20 protein-coding genes and 2 riboswitches are annotated in these 23765 nt (G+C 50.5%); of the genes, 8 read left to right on the plus strand and 12 right to left on the minus strand.

The window, feature by feature from the left end; translation table 11 throughout:
- Nucleotides 1-13 precede the first annotated feature (13 nt).
- The 3 genes from H6F88_RS09240 to H6F88_RS09250 are packed head-to-tail and all read right to left on the minus strand — an operon-like array spanning nt 14 to nt 6633.
- Nucleotides 14-4693 (minus strand): CHAT domain-containing protein, encoded by a 4680-nt coding sequence (locus H6F88_RS09240; RefSeq protein ID WP_190642446.1) that lies wholly within the window; start codon nt 4691-4693, stop codon nt 14-16.
- Nucleotides 4694-4743: 50 nt separating this feature from the next.
- Nucleotides 4744-5733, minus strand: a complete 990-nt coding sequence (locus H6F88_RS09245; protein WP_190642447.1) for a DUF1822 family protein — start codon at nt 5731-5733, stop codon at nt 4744-4746.
- A gap of 33 nt (nt 5734-5766) precedes the next feature.
- The gene (locus tag H6F88_RS09250; protein ID WP_190642448.1) at nt 5767-6633 is read right to left on the minus strand and encodes a hypothetical protein; all 867 of its coding nucleotides are present in this window, start codon (nt 6631-6633) and stop codon (nt 5767-5769) included.
- A 464-nt stretch (nt 6634-7097) separates the two neighbouring features.
- Between H6F88_RS09250 and H6F88_RS09255 the strand changes: the two genes are divergently transcribed.
- The gene (locus H6F88_RS09255; RefSeq protein ID WP_190642449.1) at nt 7098-7778 is read left to right on the plus strand and encodes an actin-binding WH2 domain-containing protein; all 681 of its coding nucleotides are present in this window, start codon (nt 7098-7100) and stop codon (nt 7776-7778) included.
- A 193-nt stretch (nt 7779-7971) separates the two neighbouring features.
- Here the strand turns inward: H6F88_RS09255 and H6F88_RS09260 are convergent, their stop codons facing one another.
- Both H6F88_RS09260 and H6F88_RS09265 read right to left on the minus strand, forming a co-directional pair.
- Nucleotides 7972-8610, minus strand: coding sequence for a DUF6714 family protein (locus H6F88_RS09260; RefSeq protein WP_190642450.1), 639 nt, complete (start codon nt 8608-8610; stop codon nt 7972-7974).
- A gap of 139 nt (nt 8611-8749) precedes the next feature.
- The gene (locus tag H6F88_RS09265) at nt 8750-9634 is read right to left on the minus strand and encodes a YDG/SRA domain-containing protein (protein WP_190642451.1); all 885 of its coding nucleotides are present in this window, start codon (nt 9632-9634) and stop codon (nt 8750-8752) included.
- A 407-nt stretch (nt 9635-10041) separates the two neighbouring features.
- On the opposite strand from H6F88_RS09265, the gene prmA reads away from it, so the two are divergent.
- Nucleotides 10042-10929, plus strand: a complete 888-nt coding sequence (prmA, locus tag H6F88_RS09270; protein WP_190642452.1) for a 50S ribosomal protein L11 methyltransferase — start codon at nt 10042-10044, stop codon at nt 10927-10929.
- A gap of 54 nt (nt 10930-10983) precedes the next feature.
- Here prmA and H6F88_RS09275 read toward each other — a convergent pair whose 3' ends face one another.
- A complete protein-coding gene (locus tag H6F88_RS09275) occupies nt 10984-11763 on the minus strand; it encodes a photosystem II S4 domain protein (protein ID WP_190642453.1) in 780 nt (259 codons plus the stop codon).
- A gap of 370 nt (nt 11764-12133) precedes the next feature.
- A riboswitch (cyclic di-AMP (ydaO/yuaA leader) is annotated at nt 12134-12289 on the minus strand.
- 314 nt (nt 12290-12603) lie between these two features.
- Nucleotides 12604-12745, plus strand: a riboswitch (cyclic di-AMP (ydaO/yuaA leader).
- A 212-nt stretch (nt 12746-12957) separates the two neighbouring features.
- On the opposite strand from H6F88_RS09275, the gene H6F88_RS09280 reads away from it, so the two are divergent.
- The 6 genes from H6F88_RS09280 to H6F88_RS09305 all read left to right on the plus strand — a co-directional run bounded on the left by H6F88_RS09280 (nt 12958) and on the right by H6F88_RS09305 (nt 18030).
- Nucleotides 12958-13596, plus strand: coding sequence for a universal stress protein (locus tag H6F88_RS09280; protein WP_347277681.1), 639 nt, complete (start codon nt 12958-12960; stop codon nt 13594-13596).
- Nucleotides 13597-13624: 28 nt separating this feature from the next.
- Nucleotides 13625-14254, plus strand: coding sequence for a YkgJ family cysteine cluster protein (locus tag H6F88_RS09285; RefSeq protein ID WP_190642454.1), 630 nt, complete (start codon nt 13625-13627; stop codon nt 14252-14254).
- 65 nt (nt 14255-14319) lie between these two features.
- On the plus strand, nt 14320-14790 hold the full coding sequence (sufU, locus tag H6F88_RS09290) for a Fe-S cluster assembly sulfur transfer protein SufU (RefSeq protein WP_190642455.1): 471 nt from the start codon (nt 14320-14322) through the stop codon (nt 14788-14790).
- A gap of 88 nt (nt 14791-14878) precedes the next feature.
- Nucleotides 14879-15433 (plus strand): Ycf51 family protein, encoded by a 555-nt coding sequence (locus H6F88_RS09295; RefSeq protein ID WP_190642456.1) that lies wholly within the window; start codon nt 14879-14881, stop codon nt 15431-15433.
- A 180-nt stretch (nt 15434-15613) separates the two neighbouring features.
- Entirely contained in the window at nt 15614-16831 is a 1218-nt protein-coding gene (locus H6F88_RS09300; RefSeq protein ID WP_190642457.1) for an iron-containing alcohol dehydrogenase family protein, read from the plus strand.
- Nucleotides 16828-18030: an aspartate aminotransferase gene (locus H6F88_RS09305; protein WP_190642458.1), complete on the plus strand. Its 1203-nt coding sequence runs from the start codon at nt 16828-16830 to the stop codon at nt 18028-18030. The genes H6F88_RS09300 and H6F88_RS09305 overlap by 4 nt, the downstream gene beginning before the upstream one ends.
- Nucleotides 18031-18155: 125 nt before the next feature.
- Here the strand turns inward: H6F88_RS09305 and H6F88_RS09310 are convergent, their stop codons facing one another.
- The 6 genes from H6F88_RS09310 to prfB all read right to left on the minus strand — a co-directional run bounded on the left by H6F88_RS09310 (nt 18156) and on the right by prfB (nt 23618).
- Complete coding sequence (locus tag H6F88_RS09310) at nt 18156-20036, minus strand: polysaccharide deacetylase family protein (protein WP_242042559.1); 1881 nt, start codon at nt 20034-20036, stop codon at nt 18156-18158.
- A gap of 163 nt (nt 20037-20199) precedes the next feature.
- Nucleotides 20200-20793 carry an aminodeoxychorismate/anthranilate synthase component II gene (locus H6F88_RS09315; RefSeq protein ID WP_190642459.1) on the minus strand — a complete coding sequence of 198 codons (594 nt, stop codon included), beginning with the start codon at nt 20791-20793 and terminating at the stop codon, nt 20200-20202.
- A gap of 281 nt (nt 20794-21074) precedes the next feature.
- The gene (locus H6F88_RS09320; RefSeq protein ID WP_190642460.1) at nt 21075-21533 is read right to left on the minus strand and encodes a diacylglycerol kinase family protein; all 459 of its coding nucleotides are present in this window, start codon (nt 21531-21533) and stop codon (nt 21075-21077) included.
- Between the two features lie 171 nt (nt 21534-21704).
- Entirely contained in the window at nt 21705-22244 is a 540-nt protein-coding gene (gene ybeY, locus H6F88_RS09325; RefSeq protein WP_347277683.1) for an rRNA maturation RNase YbeY, read from the minus strand.
- Between the two features lie 13 nt (nt 22245-22257).
- Nucleotides 22258-22494 (minus strand): DUF3285 domain-containing protein, encoded by a 237-nt coding sequence (locus tag H6F88_RS09330; protein ID WP_190642461.1) that lies wholly within the window; start codon nt 22492-22494, stop codon nt 22258-22260.
- A gap of 1 nt (nt 22495) precedes the next feature.
- A protein-coding gene (gene prfB / locus H6F88_RS09335; protein WP_190642494.1) for a peptide chain release factor 2 occupies nt 22496-23618 on the minus strand; the annotation gives its coding sequence in 2 pieces (ribosomal slippage) (nt 22496-23545 and nt 23547-23618; 1122 coding nt in all).
- Nucleotides 23619-23765: the final 147 nt, after the last annotated feature.

Raw genomic sequence — 23765 nt, forward strand, 5'->3', positions numbered from 1 at the left:
TTGTGCTCACGGTTCACCGAGTGGGAATATCGCAGAGATGGCGATCGCTTTCACTCAATCTGCGGTTGGTATGCAAATAATCCCACACCCAGGAGCAACTGCGAGCTAGTAGGTCATCCAGGTTCAGGTTCCACAATACTACGGTGCCTTCACCTGTGCTAGCGGCAAGGGTTTGCCCGTCGGGGCTAAAGCTCAGTCCTGCGATGGTAGATTCTCCCTGCACGCCAAGTTTCAACGTAGATAAGAGCGAACCGTTGAGGCTCCACAACATCACTTTGCCGTCTATGCTGCTTGAAGCCAGAGTTTGACCATCGGGGCTAAAGGCAACATTGCCAATATTTGACTGGTGTCCTCTAAGCTCCAGCAGAGGAGTGCCGTTTGGTCGCCACAGCCGCACGTCTCCATCCAGGCTACCCGTTGCTAGGGTTTGACCATCCAGGCTAAAGCTGACATCTTTAACAGCACTGGCATGTCCGGTCAAAGTTGCAATCGGGTCGGGTGCAAACCTACCGTTTCTTAATCGTCGCCATAGCTTTGCCGTTTCGTCATCGCTGCTCGAAGCCAAGGTTTGACCATCAGGGCTAAAAGATACGACGACAACGTGGTCACTGTGTCCACTCAAGCTTTGAACGGGATTTGCCAGAAATTCGCCACTGCTGCTGCGCTGCCACACTTTGATCGTGTGATCTTCTGCTGCCGCTGTGAGGATTTGACCGTCAGGGCTGAAGTTCACGTCGCGCAGAATTGCCTGCCCATCTAGAGTTTGTAGCAGGTTGCCTTCTAGCGTCCAGATTTTGACGGTACGGTCGGCGCTGGCGGTGGCGATCGCCCGACCATCGGGGCTAAAGCTAACGCTGTGAACTCGCTCCTGATGTCCTTTCAGAACAGCAAGTTGGGTACCATCTGCCCGCCAGAGTTTTGCTACGTTGTCAGCCCCCGCTGTGGCAAACATCTGTCCATCCAGGCTGTAGTCTAGATCGCTGGCTCGGTCTTGATGTCCCTTGAAGGTAAGCGGCTGCAAACTGTCAGGATGCCAGAGCCGAATGGTTTGATCGGCACTGGTGGAAGCGAGAATGTCTCCATCCGGGCTAAAGCCAACGCTATAAACTGGGGCGCTATGCCCTTGCAAAGTTTTAATCGGTGTTCCGTCTAGCTGCCAGAGTTTAACGGTGTTGTCTGCGCTAGCAGTGGCAAAGGTTTGACCATCGGGGCTAAAGCTGATCCGCCACACTCGATTCAGGTGAGCTTGCAGGGGTGTGGAAAAAACTGGCTCAAACGTTTCCCCCTGCCGCCTCCAAAGCTGTACGGTGCCATCCTTGTTGGCAGCAGCGAGAATTCGCCCATCTGGGTTAAAGCTAAGGCTGACCAAATCGTTGGGAATAGGTAAGAATGCCACCGGGCTACTATCTAGCTTCCAGATCCGAATGCCATCTACGCCTGCTGATGCCAGAGTTTGACCGTCGGGGCTAAAGCTGACGGACAAGACCCAACCCATGTGTCCTGACAGCGTAATTGGTTCACCGCCAGCATTCTGGTGCCACAGTTTGACAGTCCCGTCTGCACTGGCTGAAGCCAAAAGCTGACCGTCAGGGCTGAAACTAACCGCGTTTACCTTATCCTGATGCCCTTCCAAAACGCCGACAGCAGTGCCGTCTCGCTGCCACAGGCGAATGGTTTTATCGTCACTAGCAGAAGCGAGCAGTTGCCCATCGGGGCTAAAGCTGACGCTGCGAACGTTGCTGCTGTGCCCTTCCAGTGTTTTGAGCCAGGTGCCGTCTCGCCGCCACAGGCGGATGGTTTTATCGTCGCTGGCAGAAGCGAGCAGTTGCCCATCGGGACTGAAGGTGATGTCGATGACGGTGCGATCGTGTCCGTCCAGACGGTTATATTCTCGGATGCCGTAGATAATTTGCTGAAGCGAAGTGACAACTTTAGCGCGGGTTTCAGGATTTTCGCTAAAAAACCAGCTGAGCTGCCGACCTGCTCTCAGGGATGCCAGCAGTGCCTCTAACTCTTTGCCGGAGTTAAACAATTCCATTGAGGAAGTGCTTAGCGTATTCAGTTGAGCATTCGCCTGCACGACTTCGGCGCGATGCCACTGCCAGGTGGTCATCCCGACTAAAAATAGGGCTGTAGCTAGACCGCTAGAGAGCCCCCAGATCCGACGACGACGCAGGCGATCGCGCAAGTTCTGTTCCTGAGTTTGCAACTCCAGGCTGACTTGAATGAACTGTTGCTCGATCGCACTTAGGTCAGGCTGACGGTTGTGCAGCCAGTGTTCTGCCTCTAGCAGGGTTGCGCCACGCAGCAAAGCGCCCTGATCGCGCTGGCTGGTTTTCCATTGGCGAATGGTGCTGCGGAGCCGCTCTTGCCAGGTGCGAAAACTGCGGTCTTCTTCGAGCCACTGGCGCAATCGCTGCCATTCCTGAATCAGTGCCTCGTGAGCGAGTTCAACGATTTCTTCACTTGTGGCTTCGTCCTGTCGGCTAACGATCAGGCGCGCATCTGCCAGGTAATTCACCAGATGCCAGTGATTCTCGTCGATTTCCTGGCGGGTCGCCAACCGGCGAGTGTCAGCAGTGCCTTCACCCGGATGGACAAGCTGAATAAAAATTCGCTGCGCCTGACGTTGAGCGGTTGGGGTTAGAGCAGTGTAAATCTGTTCGGCGTAGCTAGCCAGGGCTTGCTCGACTCCACCGATCGCATCATAAGCAGCGTGGGTCAGGTAGCCATTGCTTTGCTTTTCCCATAGTAATGTCAAGGCAAATTCTAACAGCGGCAACTGTCCGGGGGAGGCATCCACCGCATCCAAAATTCGCTCGGTCAGCCCTTCTGCCAGGTGAACTCTCTGGGCGATCGCGGGTTTCTCAATTGCTGCCTGGAGATCTTGTCGAGTCATTGGGCTGAGCAATTCCGGCGGAAAGCGCCCCAGTGCTTCAGCAAAGGGACGATAAGCCAGCGCATGTTCGCAAAAGTCAGCCCGCAGGGTCAACACCAAAGTAAAGTTTTGGCTGCGCTCCACGGTTGTTAGCAGTTCGTCTAAAAAGCGCTGCTGTTGACGGATGGTTTCCTCAACAGAATTCCCTTCTTCGTAGAGCGTGTAGAGTTCCTCAAATTGGTCAGCGACCAGGAGTAATCGCTTGGATTGGGGAAATTTTTGCAGGATGCGATCGCTTACATCCGCTAAAGTCAAGTGATTTTGCTGAAGGGCGATCGCCAGTTTGTTAATCTCCACTAGCTGCTCGGTTTCGCTCAGCGTCGGTTCCAGCAACGGGACTAATTGTTCTGCCAGCCGAAAATAGGGACGGTTGCCAGGACGAAAGCTGATGACCAGCCAGTCCAACTGCCGCAGTCGTGGGATGAGTCCGGCAAAAACGAGGGAAGATTTGCCGCTGCCTGATGCCCCGATGATGGCAACTAAGGGACGCTGATGAACGACTTGGGTGAGTTTTTCGGCTAGGGCTTCTCGTCCAAAGAAGTGGGGCGCGTCGGTTTCCTGGAAGGCGGAGAGTCCTTTGTAGGGGCTGAGGGCTAGGGGCTGGGGGTTGGGGGTTGGGGGTTGGGGATTGGGGGTTGGAATGGAAGGAGTGAGGGAGTGCCAGGTGAGGAGGGGGGCAGTGGGGTTCTGGTGCAGGATAGGGAGCCAGGTGGCGCAGGGGCAGTGAGTTTCGAGAGATTGAAGCTGTTCTCTGGCTTCTCGCACCGCAGTGTAGAGGGGCTGTCCGCCAGAAAAGCTGGTGAGGAAGTGTTTGAGGAATTCTTGGGCGACGCGATCGGGAACGGGTTCGCGCATCACGATCATTTGGGGCAGGTGCAACCGCTCTAACCGTCGGGCGAGCCCGAGTCCGTCACAGGAGTTGAAAATAGCCAGCTTTAAGCCACGAGCGATCGCCTTCCGTAGTGCATAAGTCAACTCATCGGGGGAAAGGCGATCGCCCCGATTCAACTCAATTTGTCCGGTTTCGCCTTCTGGGTCGCTGGTGCTATGTCCAGCAAAGAACAGGATGTCCCAACCCTGAGCATCCCACAGATATTTTTGTAGTTCCTGGCGTTCTGGCTCAATCAGAAAAACGGTTTCAGCACCGTCGGGCAGGTTGGCTAGAAGCTGGCGATCGCTCTCTACGTCAATGCCGGTGCGATCGCCCAACACAGCCAAAATTCTGGCATGGCTTCGGGTTGGGCTGGTCGATTCTACTCGTTCGTAGGCAGGCGCACTCAGAGCAACTTCGGCTTTTGGATAGCGCTGGAGCAAATCCCACAGATGCCAGGGCAATCGTCGCAGTTGGGTATCTTCTGCCTGGAGAATCAGCCTCACCGCTTCGTGTACCGATAGCTTTTCTAAAAGCTGCTCTCGGATGGGGCGAAATGATTCCGCTGACAGCCAGGTGTTGAATTGGTCGGATAAATGTTCTGCTGCTTTTTGGCAGTCTGTCAGAATGTTTGTCCTGGAGCCGGAGGTAATGGGGTTTGGGCGATCGCCCAGCCGAAACAGCAAACTCAGGCTGCGGTAAAGTGACTGCCACTGGTGATATTGCTCCAGCAAATGAGTCGCCGCAGGCAGTTTCCCCTTTACCCGTGACTGAATGCTGGCTGGAGGCTGTCCCTCCACCATTCCATCGGTGCGAATTTCTAATGTGACAGCTATGCCCTGATGCAGGTCGCCATCTAGATCAAGCGTCACCAACTTAGCCATCGTTACTTACCTACTCCCCTGTTTCTTGTGGAGATGCATAGAGGGGTGGATCAAACTACAAAGGATTCTGTGACGTAAATATCTTGCCAAGCCAGTTCGACTTGAAATTCTTCTGCTAATTGGGCAGTGAATTCGTACTGAAGGAAGGTATCAGTGGCTCCAGCGGTCACTTCTCGGAAGACTTCTCCAGCCGCAGTCAATACCTTTAATTGAAGATGGGGCGGCAACTCAGCAGGTTCCCCACTGGAGTAAACCTGTAAGTGGATACCAAACTGATTTTCAGTTTCCGGAGAAATCGTCACCACTAGCGCCAGGGCTGTAGGCGGTTCCTGAATCTCTGTTGTTGCAGTAGTTTTCTCCTTCGGTTTTTCTAACTCAATCCGCTTCACTCGCTGAATCGCAGCACGACGAAAGGCAAAACTGGGCGATCGCTCCCCAAACAGTTCTTCAACGGCTTGCCAACCTGCTTCAAAATTTCGCTTTAACCAGTCGCTCAGATGCACGGGTGAAACGGACTGGGGTAACTGAAGTGATTGAGGTGCTTTGGCTGCGGCTTCCAATTCACTCAGGTGTTCGAGTAGGGTATCAAGCGATCGCAACGTTCCCAACGTCAGCACCTCTTGTTGCTCAGTCACCTCTGCAACCGAAGCAAAACCCAAAAGCTCCACCTCGTTGAGCTGTTTGCCAAACTGGACTGGCACATAGCCAATGCGATCAGGGCTGGATTGTAAGGGGAGGGCGATCGTTTTTTCACCGGGCAACACGGGGCGACATTCCAACCGTCCTAAATCAGGTAGCACCAGATCTGCCACGTCAAACAGCGCCCTTAGTACCGCATTCCAGCTATTGCTGCGCTTCAGGTCAGACTCAATGTATAGCCACTTGAGATAACGATGAACTGCCCAAACCGCCAATGTATTTAAGTAAACTCGTTTGCCCTTGTGAGCATCAATCTGTTCACTCGCAAACTTTCGCGCCACATCATGAGCCTTGGCACTGATGGGAATCGTCAGCCGAGGGGGGGCAATAGAAGGACTCATAGGACTGTCTTCGTGCATCTACAAAATTTTGGGTTAAATCTCTATATCTTTATCGGGCTGATAGCCTAAATTTTGGGCGATAGTTTGCAATAGCGGCAAACCTCGATTTTTCCAGTGCCAGTTCAACGTGTGGTAGTTGATCTCAAATTCACGAGCAAGCTGCACCATCCGGTCGGGTGGATGCTTGAGCAATAGCCGTTGGCTGAGCATCTGACAGTTGCAGTCTGGATAGGCTTGGGGATGGCACTGCCGCAGCTTTTCCTCCGGATCGGTCTCAATATATTCAGCCAGTTGCAGCCCAATCCGATTTCGCTGTTGCGCTGCCTGTGCCTGACGAACCTCTTCCTCTAATTCCAAAATCGTACAGGCACCGGGAGCAACTAGCTGATCGGCAAACGTGGTGCTGGCATCCTCACTTAAAGGCTTATCTATTGATATAGGAGTCTTTTGAGCTTGCCGCTGAAACTCGATTTTTGGGTTTTGGGTTTTGGTGCGGGGAGGACGTTGGGGCGTCACTAAATCTTTAATCCGATATTTCAGCCGCAATTTGCCATTGATCCAGGCAATCAGACTTTTTTGCAGGGAAGCCTGTTGCGGCTCAAATTCGTGAATCTCGTTAGCCAAGCGCAAAAACGTGTCGTTGAGTGCTTCGGGATAGTCTGGATGATTAGATTTTGCTAAACCGGGAAGTTGCTGAATCTCTAGCAGCAGTTGGTTCATGGCTCGTCGCCAGGTCAAGCTACTACGAGGATGCTGCTGAACTGCAAAAATGAGCTGCCGCAGCCGATCTTCACAAGCTTCTTCCTCGTTGAGTGGGTGTACCGTCATCTGGTCTGCCGACGTAATGGATGCTGATGGAATGGATAGGTTTAGCGGTGGAGGAGTACAACTCTGAAGCATGAGAAGGGACTGTCTGAGAGGTTAGCAAATATTCTTTCTAGGGTTAGCGATCGCCAGACACAAGGTAAGCATCACCTACCCTTAAGCGAGTATTCCTAGTATTCGTAGGTTGGGTGAAGCGAATGCGGAACCCAACAACGCCTCAGATATAGATTAAGTTCAGGGAACAAAGACCACCGAACAAAGATTGTGTTGGGTTCCGTGCTGCTTCACCCAACCTACAGAAGATGTGCAATTTGGGAAGACGTTGAAGTGATGAATACCTGACAAACGATTCATTGCCTCAATCTTATACCCATTCGCAGTAAAACCTCAGAGATTAACAGCCCCTTGTTAACCAAGGTTTGCTTGTAAAGTTTCTATGAAGAATTCCCTGAATCGTCCAAAAAAATAGAGGGTCTTCCGAAAGAGCAGTGAGTCTAAATTCGATCGCTTGATGCGCGATCGCTCACCCCGGAAGAACCATGAATTACTTTGCCCTGCTGATGCACTTTTTGCGCGATCGCCAAACTTTCCTGAACGAAGTGTACAAAGGCATCAAAATCAACCAGAAAGTATTTTCCATGCTGGTTTGCAGCACTGTGTTTTTGGCGTTTTATGGCATCATCATTGGCTTGTCGAGCAGTTGGGAGCAGGCGATCGCCTCTGCGATTAAGCTGCCTGCTCTGTATCTGATCACATTACTCATTTGTCTGCCAACGCTCTATTTCTTTGATGTGATTTCTGGCTCAACTCGCACCTTTGGGCAATATCTGGCACTCCTGTTAGCCTCAACTTCGGTAATTAGTGTAATGCTCTGTGCCTTTGCCCCGATTGCACTATTCTTTCACCTTTCAATTAACGACTATGTATTTTTCAAACTGGTGAATGTTCTCATCTTTGCCTTCACAGGTTTTCTGGGTATCAACTTCTTCTACAAAGGGATGATGGCGATCGCCAATTGTGACCCTGGAGCCAGTTCTCATGAGCCTTCTATTATGCGAGGCTGGCTAATTCTCTATGGCTTTGTCGGCAGTCAGCTTGGCTGGTCACTTCGTCCCTTTTTTGGCGCACCTGATCAACCCTTCTCACTATTTCGAGAACAGGAGAGTAACTTTTATCTGCATATCCTCAAAGTGTTTGTTGAGGTGCTGGGATTTAGTTAAGGTGTACCATTCATCATTAGAGTTCCTTAAGAAACAGCTCAACTTTGAACATAGAAAAATCACCTTATGATGACTGCCCTAACTAGTAGAATAAGCGGCATAACGGTTGCGGTCAGCATTTGCAGTAACCTTTAACTCATCACCAGTGGCTTTCTTTAATCCATTGCACCGCAATTATTAGCCTGCTGTTGGTCTATAAGAATTGCCCCCAGTATCTCTCCAACGCTCGCCTCGCATCGTTCTCTGGTAAGCCACGCTCAATACGAAACTTCTCTCCCTCAGGCCAAGCATCATCAAGTTCTTCTGGAGAAAAGCCTTCTTTTGACATGGATTTCCGCCACTGCTGTTTGTACGCTATTTGAGCAGCGTCTTCGCGTTCTGCTTCAAACACAAGGAAATGCGCGATGGCTTTGGCTTGTTCAAGTGTAAACAGTTTGAACTTTGAGAGATAATACTCTCCTACGTCGTCATGAACCCCTGCTGACAAATGGAAGATAACAGAGGAGAACGTATTCGACCAAAATTCGGGGTCTTCATTATCAATGTTGCGGAGATACCACACAACGTAAGCCGGAATGTAATAGTGGAAGCCTTTTGGGTCGAGAAAGCTGAGAACCGCGTTGGTAAAGCGAATATCTCTGTCAGGAACATTCTGCCATTTGTCTTCGGTATCTTGTGTTCTAGCTAGGGCGCGTTCTTCGAGGCTCCCATAGTTATCTATGACTGTTGCTTCATGCAAAGTAACGCCTTCCTGGCGCGAAACACCATCAAACGCCGCTGTGATTTCTTCAATCAGCGCCGTTTTTCTCTGTTCGTAGGAAGAACTTTTCATCGCTTTTACTCTAGCGTATTCGGGCAAGCTACGTGCAGCAAGCTAACGGTTCGGGTCAGCGGTTTTCGGGATCTTTACTACACAAAAGCGGCTTTGGAAAATCCGCTGACCAGGGATTATGTTGGGTGGCGATCGCTTATTAACCAGATTCATTTTGCATTGGAGAATAATGCTCTCTGTGATACCGCAAGTTCTCTATGTGTATTTCATGCTGCATGACGATTGTAAGAGTACCCTCTATGCCTAACAGTGATAGATCGTCTGCTATAGAAAACGTCCCATAGTCAAATAGCACATGATGATTTGGGCAAAGGCAAAGGAGATTATTTATAGCATCTGAACCATTATGAGGAATACCTAATGGTCTGATGTGAGCTGCTTCTGCGTACGGACCAGCATTACTTTCTAAGCGAGTGCCGCAAACTTGACAGCGGTAGTCATACAAAGCTTTGATTCTTCGTGCTTGTTTCGTATCACGAACAATCCTTAAAATAGTTGTTTCTTGACGTCGTGGTGCTGAATAAGCCCCAGAACTTTCAGTGACTCTTGAAAAAGCAGAAATTTCATCTTCAACAATTTTGACCAAACGATAACGCCAGATGTAATACCCCGCCCTACCTCTCTCTTGCCAATAATCTTCTACCCGATATAGACCATCGTAACGATAACCTGTAGAAGGCGCATAATCAGATTTGTGTGTTGAACCACGAATCACTCGAACTGATAGTCCTTGAAGTTTGCTTTTTGCTAAAGCTAGATTGCCACGACTTAAATTTTGGTTCGCGACCTGCCTACCAGTATCTTGGTCTCTTCCACCATGACCTGTATAAACGATTTCATTACCTAAATCTTCATCGTCTTCGTATCCTCCAGATAAAACAATCGAATCTGCTCCTTCAGACTCGGTCCCACTAATCCCCGCTACAAGAGGACGATGTAACCCCACTTCCGCTAAAGCTGCTCTAGATTCAAACCAACTACCCTCCGGATAACCCGAAATATGTCCAAAAAATCGCTCAGGCATGTTCTAAATTATTAAGCTTAATGTTTTTTATTTTCTATCATCTTTGGAAGTAGACTCAGTTTGAAGGTTTCTGAGCGAACGGTATTTTGTCATCTTGACAAAATACAGAATTTTTGAGGGAACGAGGGAGGCGATCGCCTCTCACACCAGTATTTTTTCTAGAAAATGTAAACAAAAACAGGTTTACGAGTTTTAAATCAAGTTTGCGAGTTTAAAACCTTATTTTTAAAGTTCAAAACCTGGTTTACGAGTTTTGAATTAGGTTTTTGAGTTTTAAATCAGGTTTCCAACTTCAAAATTAGGTTTTTGAGTTTTGAATCAAGTTTTTAAACTCAAAAAGCTTTAAGAGCAGTGCAAGGACAGGGCTGAAATACAATGGGTAAGTAACTCAGTTTAAGGCAGCAACCTTGGCAAGTAGCTGGTGGGAAATTCAAGTTCTCTGCGATCCGGTTTTGGAAGATTTGGTATTTTGGCGGCTGGAGGTGTTTGGCTGTCGGGGTACCTCCAGCGAGATTAAGGGGCATTCCTGCCTAATTAAGGCTTATCTGCCGCAAATGCAGGCGCAGTTGCTAGATTTGGCGGCTTTATCGCTGTTGTTGCGACAGGATGCGCTGTGTGCCGAGTCGCCGATTCCTGCGATGCAGTGGCATTTGATTGAGGAGGAAGATTGGTCTAGCAGTTGGAAGGATCATTGGCAGCCTCAAGAGGTAGGCGATCGCTTGCTGATCAATCCTGCTTGGTTGCCCAATCCTGAAGCTAGCGATCGCAAAATTTTGCGGCTCGATCCGGGGGTTGCCTTTGGCACTGGGGCACACGCTACTACGCAGCTTTGCCTTGAGTCTTTAGAGATGCGTTTGGGTGAGCCAGGTAATGCCGTGATTGCAGACATTGGCTGCGGCTCTGGCATTCTCTCGATTGGCGCACTGTTGCTCGGTGCAAAACAAATTTATGCGGTTGACAATGACCCCTTGGCGGTGATGTCTACCGAAAGCAACCGAGAACTAAATCAAATTGAGCCACACCGTTTAGTTGTCGTTGAGGGCAGCATCGAGCGACTGCCGGAGCTTACGTCTGAGCCAGTTGATGGAATTCTCTGCAACATTCTGGCGGAAGTGATCATTGATTTAATTCCGCAAATGGAAGCGATCGTCCAACCCACCACCTGGGGAATTTTCAGCGGCATTTTGCTTGACCAGGTGAAACCCGTCGCTGACACGCTAGAGCAAAGCGGCTGGATTGTTGCAACGCTCTGGCGCAGAAAGGATTGGTGCTGTTTGAATGTACGGCGTTCCTAACGCTATGGAGTGTGTGAATGCAGCCGCTTAGAGGTACATTCACACTTTTTAGATTTAGACAAAACGAGTCAACTGCACCCGATAGCGTTCCTTTTTGGTTACGGCGACTTCACCAATTTCCAAGCGCCCTTTGCCCCGAATCGCGACCAGGTCGCCCGATTTAAGCTGATGGCTGGGCTGGGTAACGTCCTTCCAATTGACCCGCACGTCTCCGCCGCTAATCATCTCCGCCATTTTGCTGCGCGACATGCCAAACCCAGCAGAGGCAACCGCATCTAGCCGCAAAGAAGCTTCTACGGTCGTCAGTTCTTTCTTTTTGGGTTCCCGAATTTTCAGTTCGCTCAGGTCAATCTGCCGCGTTTTGACGGGAACTGAGCGTACCTGCGTCAGACTCATTTCCAGAAATTCGACCAGTTCGGGAACGACGATCGCCTGTCCACCCCGCTCTCCCAAAACAATGATGTCGCCCACCTTGTCGCGCACCAGTCCCGTGCCTAGCAGTGACCCCAAAAAGTCGCGATGAGTCGCTGAGTCAAACAGAAAGTTTCCGGCAATGTCTAGCGCGGCGATTGCCACCTGAGACTGATCTAAAGGAATTTCAGGACGAGCGATCGCCACACGCTGACGTTCGGCTTGCGGATAGCCTCCCCAAGCCAGCAGTTGCACCTCAGTCAGCCGTGCAAACATTTGCTGCACTTCAGCTAACTCAGGCGGCGAAAGAAAATCGGTACAGACCACCTCCCAGGTTTTAATAGCCTGATCAGCCTGGTCAATGACCCGTGCAGCGCTGTCTCGATTTTCGATTCCCTGAAGCAGTTCTTCTCTAGGCAGCATAATTGAGCGATCGCCTTAAAACTCTAATTTTAATACTGTTACAGCTACAGCGTTTTTCCAGATGAATGACACACAGTTAAGGGCGAACGCGGCCGTTCGCCCTTACAGCGATTTGTTCTAAGAATTGCATCTTCCAAAGAAAAAGGGGCGCATCGCAAAGCGATCGCCCCTCACGCTGGTCAAACTTGACTTGAGCAACAGACTTGGTCAGGCAGCAGCTTATAGACTACTGCTCAGTTCTCTACCTGACTCAGCCCGACAGACGCAGGAAAAACCCCGCTGCTCAAACGTTTGAACAGACACAGCAATGGTGCTGAAGCCTGTTCAGGATCATGATTAGATCGGTGCATTGTGAAAAAATGCTGACCTTTCAATCTCCCCTCAATGCCGACGAAGTTAGCTGACGGGCTAGGACTGAGAGATGTCCTTCTCAATTAACCTCAGAGATAAGCCCCAAATTTGGTTCCTCCGTTCCAGGAAGTGCGTTAAAGAAAATCGCAAGACCTGGATTAAGCTGACCTATTCAGTTTGATGACAGGATAGCCTCTAATTAGATACTTCGTCAACCCAATGTGTTGAATATGTATCGAATAGCCCGAATATGTAATCTAAAAGACAATTGCAGATCGAGATAGATTGGCGATCGCTAATTGGCTCAAACGCCTCACCCGTAAGGCATCTACCGCAAGATAGTTAGAAGCTCACCCGAAACATGTTAATTTATCAAACGTTGTATGAGTTGCGATGGGCATTTGCCCAAAAATCTCGTACTCTAAATGAGTGGTGAATGCATTCTGTAGATTCACTCACGTTTGGTTCTATTTCAGTTCTGTTTTAGTAGTTGAGTGGGAGCCTAATCCAAACCTATTGGTAGGTTTGAAGCGGAGGAACCAATTGTTTATCGGGGCTAATCTCAATATGAGAGAGACACCTTCCAGTCTTAGCCCGTCAGCTAACTCCGTCGGCCTTGGAAGGAGAACTCAAGGATTTGACTAAGCTATCTGTAGAAGTGGTTGTTTAGGCTTACAAGGTTGTAAAACCGGGAGTATTCCTAAACTTGCTAATGCAGCTAGAGTCGCTGGAGTCTCCTCAAGCAGGGTGTTTCTGTTTGGATCAAGTCTATCCAGATGGGTACAGTCCTTCTTTCCTGACCCACCTCTCATTTCTAGTTCACTTCGTGGAGAGGTCAAAGCTGTGAAAATCAAACCAATGTTAGCTCGTCTGCAAGGTACGCTAGGTCAACGCAACCTGGTCGAGCAAATGCTGCTGTTACCAGAGCCAGAAGTGTCTGCGGCAGCTAATTTTCAGTCGCAGGAGCTAGCTCAAGAGTCGATTAATCTGATGGTTGGCTATACGGGTTCTCCTTGTAGCCAAACGGCTCTAGATCTGACTTTTTGGATGGCGCACCAAACTCGTTTGGCGACCCAAAAGCAAGTAACAGTGCATGTGGTTTATGTAGTCGATGAGGTTGCAACCCTAACCAAAACAACTCGATCGAACTCTAAAGGAAATGGTGGGAGACAATTGCTGCATGCTTCCAAGACAGAGCGTTCTAGTACCGCAACGTTGACCCGTCCTGAGACTCCATTTGAGCAAGCAGACCGGATTCTTTGGCAGGCTCGGTGCCTAGCTGAGGAATGGCGCGGATCACTAAATACCCATCTACGGATTGGTAATTGCGCTGAGGAGTTAAAGCAGGTGGCGATCGCCGAATCTGCTGATGTCCTCGTTCTGGGTTGCCGTTCTGTTCGCCACCCCCTAATTTCGCAATGGTCCAAAGGGTTTCCCTGCGCGGTTTTAGGAATTCCGACGATCGCCAATCTAGATTTGTAGCTACACCTCTTCCTGCATTGCAAGAAGTATGGCGAAGGAAACAGCGATAGACGAAATTGCTAAACAAGTCATAGATCTGTACGAACAGATTGATCAGCAGACCCGCGCATTTCAGGCAGCTACTCAGCTTCACTGTCCAGCGGGCTGTGGTCGCTGCTGCGAAAATCCTCATGTGGAAGCTACCCCTCTAGAAATGGTGCCATTGGCAGTGGAGCTATTTCGGCAAGGTGAAGCAGCGAAATGGCTGGAGAAGTTGGCTGAGGTGAATGAAACAAATGCCTGCCTCTTTTACGAGCCTGATTCGGACGTACCTGGAAATGGGCGCTGTCAAGTTTATCTTTGGCGACCATCCATTTGCAGGTTATTCGGCTATGCAACGGTGACAGATCGAGAGGGTCAGCCCAAGTTTGCTGCCTGTATGCGCCACAAAGCAGATATTCCAGAAGTCGTGGCAACGGTTCAAGAGGCGATCGCCAATGGTTTACCTGCTCCCAGTTTTGCAATGTCCCAGCAAATTGCTCACCTGGCTCCCCATTTGAGTGGTGAGCGAATGCCGCTCAATCAAGCGCTCACCATAGCTTTAAGGTGGGTTGGGCTGCGTTTGCAGATGGAACAAGTTGAGCGATCGGATATCAATTCGGTTCAGCGAAGCAGTTAGTCCTGCTTCAATTCCACGTCCCTGCTAGGATCAAGAAGGATGAGTATGTTTCTTGATGAATAGCTATGTCATTGGACAATCTGCGCGATCTTTATCAGCAGGTCATTCTAGAGCGCTACAAAAAGCCTCGCAACCGGGGCAAAACTGATCCAGTCGATCGCTACCAGAAAGGACACAACCCTTCCTGTGGCGACACGATTGAGTTAACCCTGCAACTGAATGACGCAGAAGACCGGATTCAAGACGTAAAGTTTGAGGGAGAAGGCTGTGCGATCGCGATGGCATCGGTTGATCTAATGGCTGATGCATTGCGAGGCAAAACCACTGCCGAAGCTCTGGAAATGGTGCAAAAGTTTCAGGCAATGATGAAGGGCGAGGCAGAATTTCCTTCTGAGTTGCGAAAGCTTAACGTGATGCAGGGCGTTGCTCAGTTTCCAGTGCGAATTAAGTGTGCCAACCTGTCTTGGCATACAGTCAAGGCAGCTTTGGAACTAGCGAAGGACGTTCAGCCTGCTGGGTTTATCAGCAACGAGTAAAATTAAAATTCTGTTTTGAAGGTTGGGTGCCATTGTTCCATAATCTTCAAGATATTAAGTTGAAGTGCCATCAAGAATTACAGAAAACATGCCAACCAACGTTGACTTTTTTCAATTTGCTCAATGGGCGGGGATCGCAACCCTGGTATTTGGAGCGATCGCCCTGCTCGGCTTTTTATTCAAATGGGGTATCCGGTTTCGGCTGGTTGGTGCGACAGGTTTGCTGGTGGTGCTGACAGTGGGGCTGTTTGGGCTGGGATTATTTCCCTTTACCCGCACGGTGATTCCAGGTGCGGTGCGGTACTCCACCATTTATGACTCTGGCGCTGATCGGGTGGTGATCGTGGTGCCTCAAACCATTACAGAAACAGAATTAACTGCCACTTTGCAGCAAGCAGCCAGCAATCTGTTTTCTCCCGGTCGTCTCAGCCGAGGCGATGACAAGCTAACCATTCGGGCGCGGACAGTACTACATCCCCAGCCAGGAATTTCCCAACCGTTGTACTTAGGACAAATTAGGCGATCGCTCTTTATCCGCGACGATGAGCAAATGGAAATCAAACTCTACCCCGAAAACTTCGCCCAGCTTCCCCCGCCCGAAGTACCTTCTGAAGTGGAGCCAGCCAGTATGTCCAATATGTAACGGACTTCCTGATGCAAGTGGGAGTAAGGGGAGCGAGGGAACTAGGAGTGAATAACAGCAAACTCCTCTACCCCCAACCCCTAATCCCCACTGTTCTATACAGCTTTATGAAAATTGGTATAAAGTGATTCTTACTAAATTTTTGCCTTTCGCCGCTGATGGTGATGGTTGCTTTGCCCTATGACCCATTCATCCTTGTCTCAAAGTTCGGATGTTGCAAGTTCTGCTCCACTGCTTACGCTAAATTTGGCTCCTGCTACGGTAATCCGGGGGCAGGATGCACTGGACCAATCGGGAGAAGCGATCGCCCGTTTGGGGAAAAGACCGCTTTTAGTGGGGGGCGATCGCACTCTAGCCGCCGTACAGCCCTTTCTTCAACCTGTTCTAGAGCAGCGGCTAGCAGCAGCTCAAGCCTCTTACGGAGCAGATTGCAGCGAGGCAAGCTTAGCGGCATTGCGGCAAGCAGCAACCGACCATGACGCAGATCTGATCATCGGGGTGGGCGGCGGCAAGGCGCTGGATGCAGCCAAGCTGCTAGCCTATCAGCTCGATCTGCCGATTGTAACGATCCCTACTTCTGCGGCGACCTGTGCTGCTTGGACTGCGCTGTCAAACGTCTACTCTGACCAAGGTGCGTTTCTTTATGATGTCAGTCTGGCTCGCTGCCCTGATTTGCTGCTGCTGGACTATGGGCTACTCCAGACTGCTTCCAACCGCACCCTAATTGCTGGGATTGGGGATGCCCTAGCGAAATGGTACGAGGCATCGGTGAGCAGCGGACACTCTGACCAAACTTTAGTGATTGGGGCAGTGCAGCAGGCGCGTGTTTTGCGCGACATTCTATTTCAAAAATCGGCGGTGGCACTTCAAGCTCCGGGCAGCGCGGCTTGGCGAGAAGTGGTGGATGCAACGGTGCTGCTGGCTGGGGTAATTGGCGGATTGGGTGGTGCTCAATGTCGCACGGTAGCGGCTCATGCCGTTCATAACGGTCTAACCCATCTGCTTGAAAGCCACAGTACGCTGCACGGCGAGAAGGTTGCTTACGGCATTTTGGTGCAGCTTCGCCTGGAGGAAATGGTGCAGGGCAATCAGCTAGCCGCAACGGCGCGCCAACAGTTGCTCAAGTTTTATGCAGAAATTGGTTTACCTCAGAGCTTGTCTGATTTAGGCTTAGCGGAGGTGACGCTGGCAAATCTGCAACGCGCCGCAGAAGTTGCCTGTTCAGTCGGGTCTGATATTCATCGGTTGCCCTTTGAGGTTACGCCCGCTCACCTGATGGCAGCAATGGTATCTACAACAGCGCCATGTCAGGGATTTAGAATTTCAGAGCCAGATGGAACTTCGACCAGGCAAGCGCTGTCCAATATAGCTCATTCTTCTAATGAGGTGCAGGCATGAGCTTAGACTGGATTACCCCCGCCGATCGCCTCAGTGCTCTGCCGCCCTATGTCTTTGCGCGGTTGGATGAGCTGAAAGCCCGTGCCCGTGAGCAGGGGCTAGATTTGATTGACCTGGGAATGGGCAACCCGGATGGACCTACGCCGCAACCCGTCGTGGATGCCGCTATCGCCGCTCTGCAAAATCCGGCAAACCACGGTTATCCGCCCTTTGAGGGAACTGCCAGCTTCCGTCGCGCCATTACTGATTGGTATGGTCGCCGCTACGGAGTTGAGCTTGATCCCGATGGTGAAGCTTTGCCGCTGCTAGGGTCTAAAGAAGGACTGACGCATTTGGCGATCGCCTATGTCAATCCAGGTGACTTGGTTTTAGTACCCAGCCCTTCCTATCCGGCTCACTTTCGCGGTCCGCTAATTGCAGGGGGCAGAATTCACAGCATCATTCTGAAGCCAGAACAGGATTGGCTGATTGACCTGGGATCGATTCCAGACTCGGTAGCAGAACAGGCGAAAATCCTGTATTTTAACTATCCCAGCAACCCAACCGCAGCAACCGCTCCCCGTGAATTTTTCCAGGACATCGTCAAGTTTGCCCGCAAGCACGAAATTCTGCTAGTTCACGACCTGTGCTACGCAGAACTGGCGTTTGATGGCTTTCACCCTACCAGTCTGTTGGAAATTCCCGGTGCCAAAGAAATTGGTGTGGAGTTTCACACGCTCTCTAAAACCTACAACATGGCAGGTTGGCGGGTCGGCTTTGTCGTCGGCAATCGTCATGTGATCCAGGGTTTGCGAACCTTAAAAACCAACCTGGACTACGGCATTTTTGCAGCGCTCCAGTCGGCTGCTGAAACTGCGCTGCAACTACCAGATGTTTACCTGCATGAAGTGCAGGCCCGCTACCGCACCCGTCGCGACTTTTTGATTGACGGTTTAGCAAAGCTGGGCTGGACAGTGCCCAAAACCAGAGCCACGATGTATCTCTGGGTGCCCTGCCCACCGGGAGTTGGCTCTACTGACTTTGCCCTCTCGGTGCTACAGCAAACTGGAGTTGTAGTTACTCCCGGCAATGCGTTCGGCGCAGGTGGCGAGGGCTATGTGCGAGTTAGCTTGATTGCAGAGTGCGATCGCCTCCAGGATGCACTCCAGCGATTCCACCAGGCAAACATCCGCTATCAGCCTGAAGCTGTAATTTCGTAAAATATTTGATTCAAGATTTGATTTCAGGGGTGGTAGGTTGAGCTTGCCACCCCTGAAATTTTATTTATAACGTTCCTCTAAATGAAAGGGCACTCCGTAGAACGGGTGCCCTTCCATCTGTAGACCTAATCTTGGGAATTGGTATTAGACGCAACCGTACAGCCCGCATTCGCTTGAGAATCAGACTCAGGTGGCACTAACCCAACCACATGAGGTACAGGGCGGGGCGTATAGCCCACTAATGACTCGCCCCGATAAGCCAAAGAAGTGCTTGCTCCAGAGTCGAGCATGACCGCATCCTGAAGCCCTGACTGGTACAGCATTTCGCCCAGCGAGATGGAATCGACGTAAGAAGTGGACACCCCAATTACAGGTTGTCCATCCTGGCTGATTCCCCAAAAAGCTCGGTGTCGTCTGGCATCAAAATCAAACAGGCTACCAAAAGTACTGGCAGGCTGAGGCTCACCGTCTTTGACCAACCACGCCGCTGCCACAAAGGCATCGGTGACATCCGCCATTTCAGCCTGAATGCCTTCCAGAGTATTATGTTTGTCCGCGTCAAAGGGAACGAAACGCACCTGAGTTGAACTGATTAGCACGAGCGGTCGCCCGTTTAGCAGCGGATTCTCACTGGCGTTTCCAGGAACGAAAACGCCTACGCTCTGGCTCAGGACGGGACCGACCATCACGTTTGAGTCGAGATATTTGAGTGAGAAGAAGCCTCCATCTACAGCAGCGGCGACTTCGCTGTCGGCAATAATTTCCTCAACTTGATAGCGGCTATCGGCATGAATGGTGACAGGCTTGCCGCCAGAAATGAGAATCAGCGGCACGTCGTCGTAAGTCACTTCGTTCACCTGGATGGGAGCGGCAAAGTCAAACGCGGTTCCCCATCTTCTAGGTGAAGGTCCGCCCCATGCATCAGCAATCACCTCTTCGATTTGCGATTGCCCGATCCGATCGATCGCCATCAGATTGGTAGACTCTCCTGCCATCAGATTTTCTTCATCGTTCATGGTCAAAGCCGCTTCAAATCCGGCTTTGCGAACTTCCCCAGCAACTCGCGCATCGTACTTGCCTTCCGGGTAGGTGAAATAGCGAATCGGGATGCCCAGCCGTTCTTGTAAAATTTGGCGAGACTCGACAATTTCCTTTTGCAACTCCTCGTCTGACAGTTCGCGCAAGTCAGGCGGATGCATGACGCTGTGAGCGGCGATTGTCACTAGCGGGTCTGCTGCCATTTCCTCTAGCTGCTCCCAGGTTAAGCCGGGTCTGCCATGATCTCGGCTAACTTTGTGCGTATAGATGGAAAATAAGCCGGGATAGCCATATTCTCTCAGCAGCGGCAGAACGTAGTCGTAGTGGCCCTTGTAGCCGTCATCAAAGGTCAGCAAAACGGGCTTTTCGGGCAACGGCAAACCCGTTCGCAGATGTGCCACCAGTTGATCCATACTGACAGGCGTTAGCCCATTCTCTTTGATTAATTCCAGATGTTCTCGAAATTCCTCTGGGGTGACATCAAAAAATACCTCTTTTTCAGGCAGAATGTCGTGATACATCAGGATCGGCACTCTGGCTAACCGGGCACGCTGATGAATTTCAGGCCAAGCCGCAGGGGTCAGTTGTGCGGCTAACTGAGGTCCAACGCTCTGCAAGATTGCGCCCAAACCGCTTTCTGGCTCCTCCATCCAGGTTGCAGCCTGCATTAGGTTTTGAGTCAGGTCACTAATTTGCAGGGCAGAGCGGTTAGGTTGCAGGGAACAGGCTTGCTCAGGCAAGAGTTCGGTTTCATCTTCAAGGGCTTCGTCATCCAGGCTTGTACTGGGGAGTTGAGCAGTACGAAGCAGTTCCCCCTTTGGGGTAATCGCCCCCTGCGAAAGAGTAGCAGCATTAGACGAAAACCCCAGAGGAGTCAAAATGACTGCAAGGCTAAGGATCAGGCTGCGGTTCAGGAACTTTATCGTTTTGCAGCGGCGCAACAGAGAATCCCGATCAATCGGCATCATACGAGTCTTAGAGATCTACGGGTATCGTTGTTAGGTTTAACCGATTTTCTCAACTTTCTCAGGTTTTGTAGGTGACACTGACCCAAGAAATTAGAAACTTTATAGAACTTACGTCAGAATACAGCAGATTCGGGATAGGAATTATGGTCTTTCAAGGTACACCCTAATTCTCAACTTCCAGCAAAAAATTCTTCAATAACTGTTTCCCAGAATCCGTAAGAATGCTCTCTGGATGAAACTGTACGCCTTGAATGTGGGGATAGTCTCGGTGACGCACGCCCATAATTGTGCCGTCTTCTACCCAGGCTGTCACCTCCAACTCATCAGGACAGGTTTGGGCATCAATCACTAAACTGTGATAGCGAGTTGCCGTAAATGGATTGGCTAACCCTTTGAACACCCCCACACCTTTGTGCTGCACAGGGGAGGTTTTGCCGTGCATAAGTTCTGGAGCGGAGGTAATCTTGCCGCCAAACACTTGACCGATTCCCTGATGTCCTAGACATACGCCTAGAATGGGGGTTTCAGTCCCCAATTCTTTAATTAAAGTGGGAGAAATTCCGGCATCTTCGGGGCGACCTGGACCAGGGGAAATCACGATCGCGTCAGGCTGCAATTGCCGGATCTGCTCCAGGCTAATTTGGTCGTTGCGATAAACCTGAATATCCGCTGCGACGGGCAACTCAGCCCCCAATTCACCCAGGTATTGCACCAGGTTGTATGTAAAACTGTCGTAATTATCGATAACGAGAATCATAGTGAGTCGATGATGAATAATTTAAACAGGATTAAAAATTTCTGCTGATATCTGCTTTAGAGAAATTTACAGCACCGTAGTAGCGAAGTGAGTCTGCAAGCAAATTTAAAGTGTTGGGTTGCGCTCTGCTCCACCCAACCTGCGGGGCTACTGCCTGTAGTTGGGTGGGTTGGGTGAAGCGCAGCACAATCTACGTTCTAATCTTGACGTGCTGTTACCAAGAATAGACTAGTCGTATTTAGGGTGAGTATTGCTACTCCTCCTAAATACAACAGTGTTACCTATCGTGCCAAAGTGGTTTGAATTAACGCTATCAGAGGCGGCAGCAACAAAGAACCTGCAACCAGCAGCGATGCCATTGCAGAAACCAGAACAGCTCCAGCAGCGCAGTCTTTGGCGATTCTGGCTAGATCGTGATAGTTTTGCTTGACGGTCAGGTCAACCACAGATTCGATCGCCGTATTGAGCAATTCCATCGTCAGGACAGCCCCAGTCGTTAGCCCAATAATGGCGATTTCAACGGCGCTGAGATCGAGGAAGATGCTGAGGGCGATCGCCACTAGCCCCACGACGAGGTGAATCCGAAAATTGCGCTGCGTTTGAAACGCATAGCTTAGCCCTGCCCAAGCATACTTAAAGCTGACCACCAGGCTAGACGCAATCCGCCAAGAGAGTTCGCGATTTGGCTTAACCAGCTTAGGAGCATGAGGTGGTGTCTCTGTCGATAATTCTTGGGACATAGGCAGAAAAATTAAGGGAACGAGAGCGGCCAGGGCAGATCTGTAATCAAAGCAGATCTGCTCAATTTTAGACCCTATGCAAGACTGCGCTGTAAGATTCTGCACTGTCCTGTGCCAATTGGTTCCAAACAGACCCTGAGTGACCTTATGTTACAGCTTACTCAGTCTAGGTCAAGATTTTTCTGCTAGATATTGAGTACTCAGCCCCACCGATTGCAGCAAAGTTTCTTGCTGAACCAGCATGTCCCTTAAGCTGTCATCATCTGGATGATCCCAACCGAGCAGGTGAAGCAGCCCGTGCGCTGACAACCAGGCTAACTCTTGCTGCAAGGAATGTCCCTCTTGTTGAGCTTGCGATCGCGCCGTCTCAACCGAGATTACAATATCTCCCAAATACAGCGGCATTTCTGCCTGGTGTTCAAACTGGGGAGTTTCTACTTCCAATGCTGCAAACGCCAGCACGTCTGTCGGCTGATCTTTCTGGCGATATTGGGCATTGAGGGACTGAATTTCGGCATCGTCGGTCAGCCGCAGACACAGTTCGTAAACGCCTGTAGCTGCCAGATCTGGCTGCAAATGCTCTAGCCAGCGACTAAACCAGTCCTGCCAAGTTTCATCCGAGATCGGCGATTCTGAAGCTGGCTCAGGTTCAAAAAAAACGTCCTGGATGCTGATTTCTACCTGCACAGGTTGATTGGCTAATTTCACGATGAAATCAAGCCTCCTAGCGAGTCAGGTAGGACAAACCTACCAGCACAACTATCAACCCCACTGTGGTCAAGGCAAAGTGAAACAGGGATGTTCCCCGCTTCCTAACCATGTTTCGCATGGCTAGCTTGACGTAGCTAGGTTTGGGTTCGGTAGGCTGGGCTGCAGCTTCAGCAGGCTGCATAGTGGGTGTTTCTGCCTCTGCTGGGGCTGAAGCAACCTGGGATTCTGGAATGGAAGGGGAATCGCTCATATTACACCGTACTTTCCTGCAACATTTGATTTTCCTGACGCAAACAGGCTTCGATGAATGGGTCAAGGTCGCCGTCCATGACATCGGCGATCGCTGCCGTCTCAGTGCCCGTCCGCAAGTCTTTCACCATCTGGTAGGGATGGAAGACATAGTTGCGAATCTGGTTACCCCAGGCAGCTTCGACCATATCTCCGCGAATGTCGGCAATTTCCTTAGCGCGTTGCTCCTGAGCAATAATCAGCAGCTTGGCTTTGAGAATAGCCATTGCCTTTTCTTTATTTTGAAGCTGCGATCGCTCCTGGGTACAGCGCACCGCAATTCCGGTCGGTAGGTGAACGATTCGCACTGCCGTTTCTACCTTGTTGACGTTCTGACCGCCTTTGCCACCCGCACGAGAAGTTGTAATCTCCAGATCCTTCTCAGGAATGTCCAGGTGTACAGAACTGTCGATAATTGGCATCACCTCTACCCCGGCAAAGCTGGTTTGCCGCTTGTCGTTGGCATTGAAGGGCGAAATCCTCACCAGACGGTGAGTTCCCTTTTCCACCTTCAGGTAGCCGTAGGCATATCGCCCTTCGACTTCCAGCGTCACAGACTTGATTCCCGCTTCGTCTCCCTCAGACAGTTCAGCCAGATGAGCCTTATAGCCATGCTTCTCAGCCCAGCGGGTGTACATTCGCAGCAGCATCTCGGCCCAATCTTGAGCGTCGGTACCGCCTGCACCCGCATTGATCGTCAAGACTGCGCCTCGCTGGTCATAGGGTCCAGCCAGCAATTGCTGAAGTTCCCACTGATCTAGCTCCTGGCTCAAATGCGTCACGTTGTGCTGAGCCTCTTGCAGCAAAGCTTCGTCTGCCTCTAGCTCTAGCAATTCCAAAACAGCTTTTGTGTCGTCCAGGGCGGATTGCCAGTCCTGTAGCTGCTGGAGATGCGACTTGAGGTCGTTTAATTCCTGTAGAGTCTTTTGCGCTTGCGTCTGGTCATCCCAAAATTCGGGTTGGGCAGCAACTTGCTCTAAGTCCTGAATCTTTGCAGTCAGAGCCGGAACGTCAAAGATAGTCCTGGGTTTTACCCAGGCGCTCAGATAACACTTCTACGTTCCGCTTAATATCTAAAGCCTCTATCATAAGATCCCTAGGAGATAGCGAAATCCTTTCGCTGTGTGGTTTAGAGACTATTTTATCACAGACGCATAAGTTGTCTCTTGTCCCTAAGTTCCTGGTCGTCGAAGGCTAATTGAGGTGCTTTTCAGCCAGGAACTATAGAATCAG

The sequence above is a fragment of the Oculatella sp. FACHB-28 genome (assembly GCF_014696015.1).
Lineage (GTDB): Bacteria > Cyanobacteriota > Cyanobacteriia > Elainellales > Elainellaceae > JAAUTN01.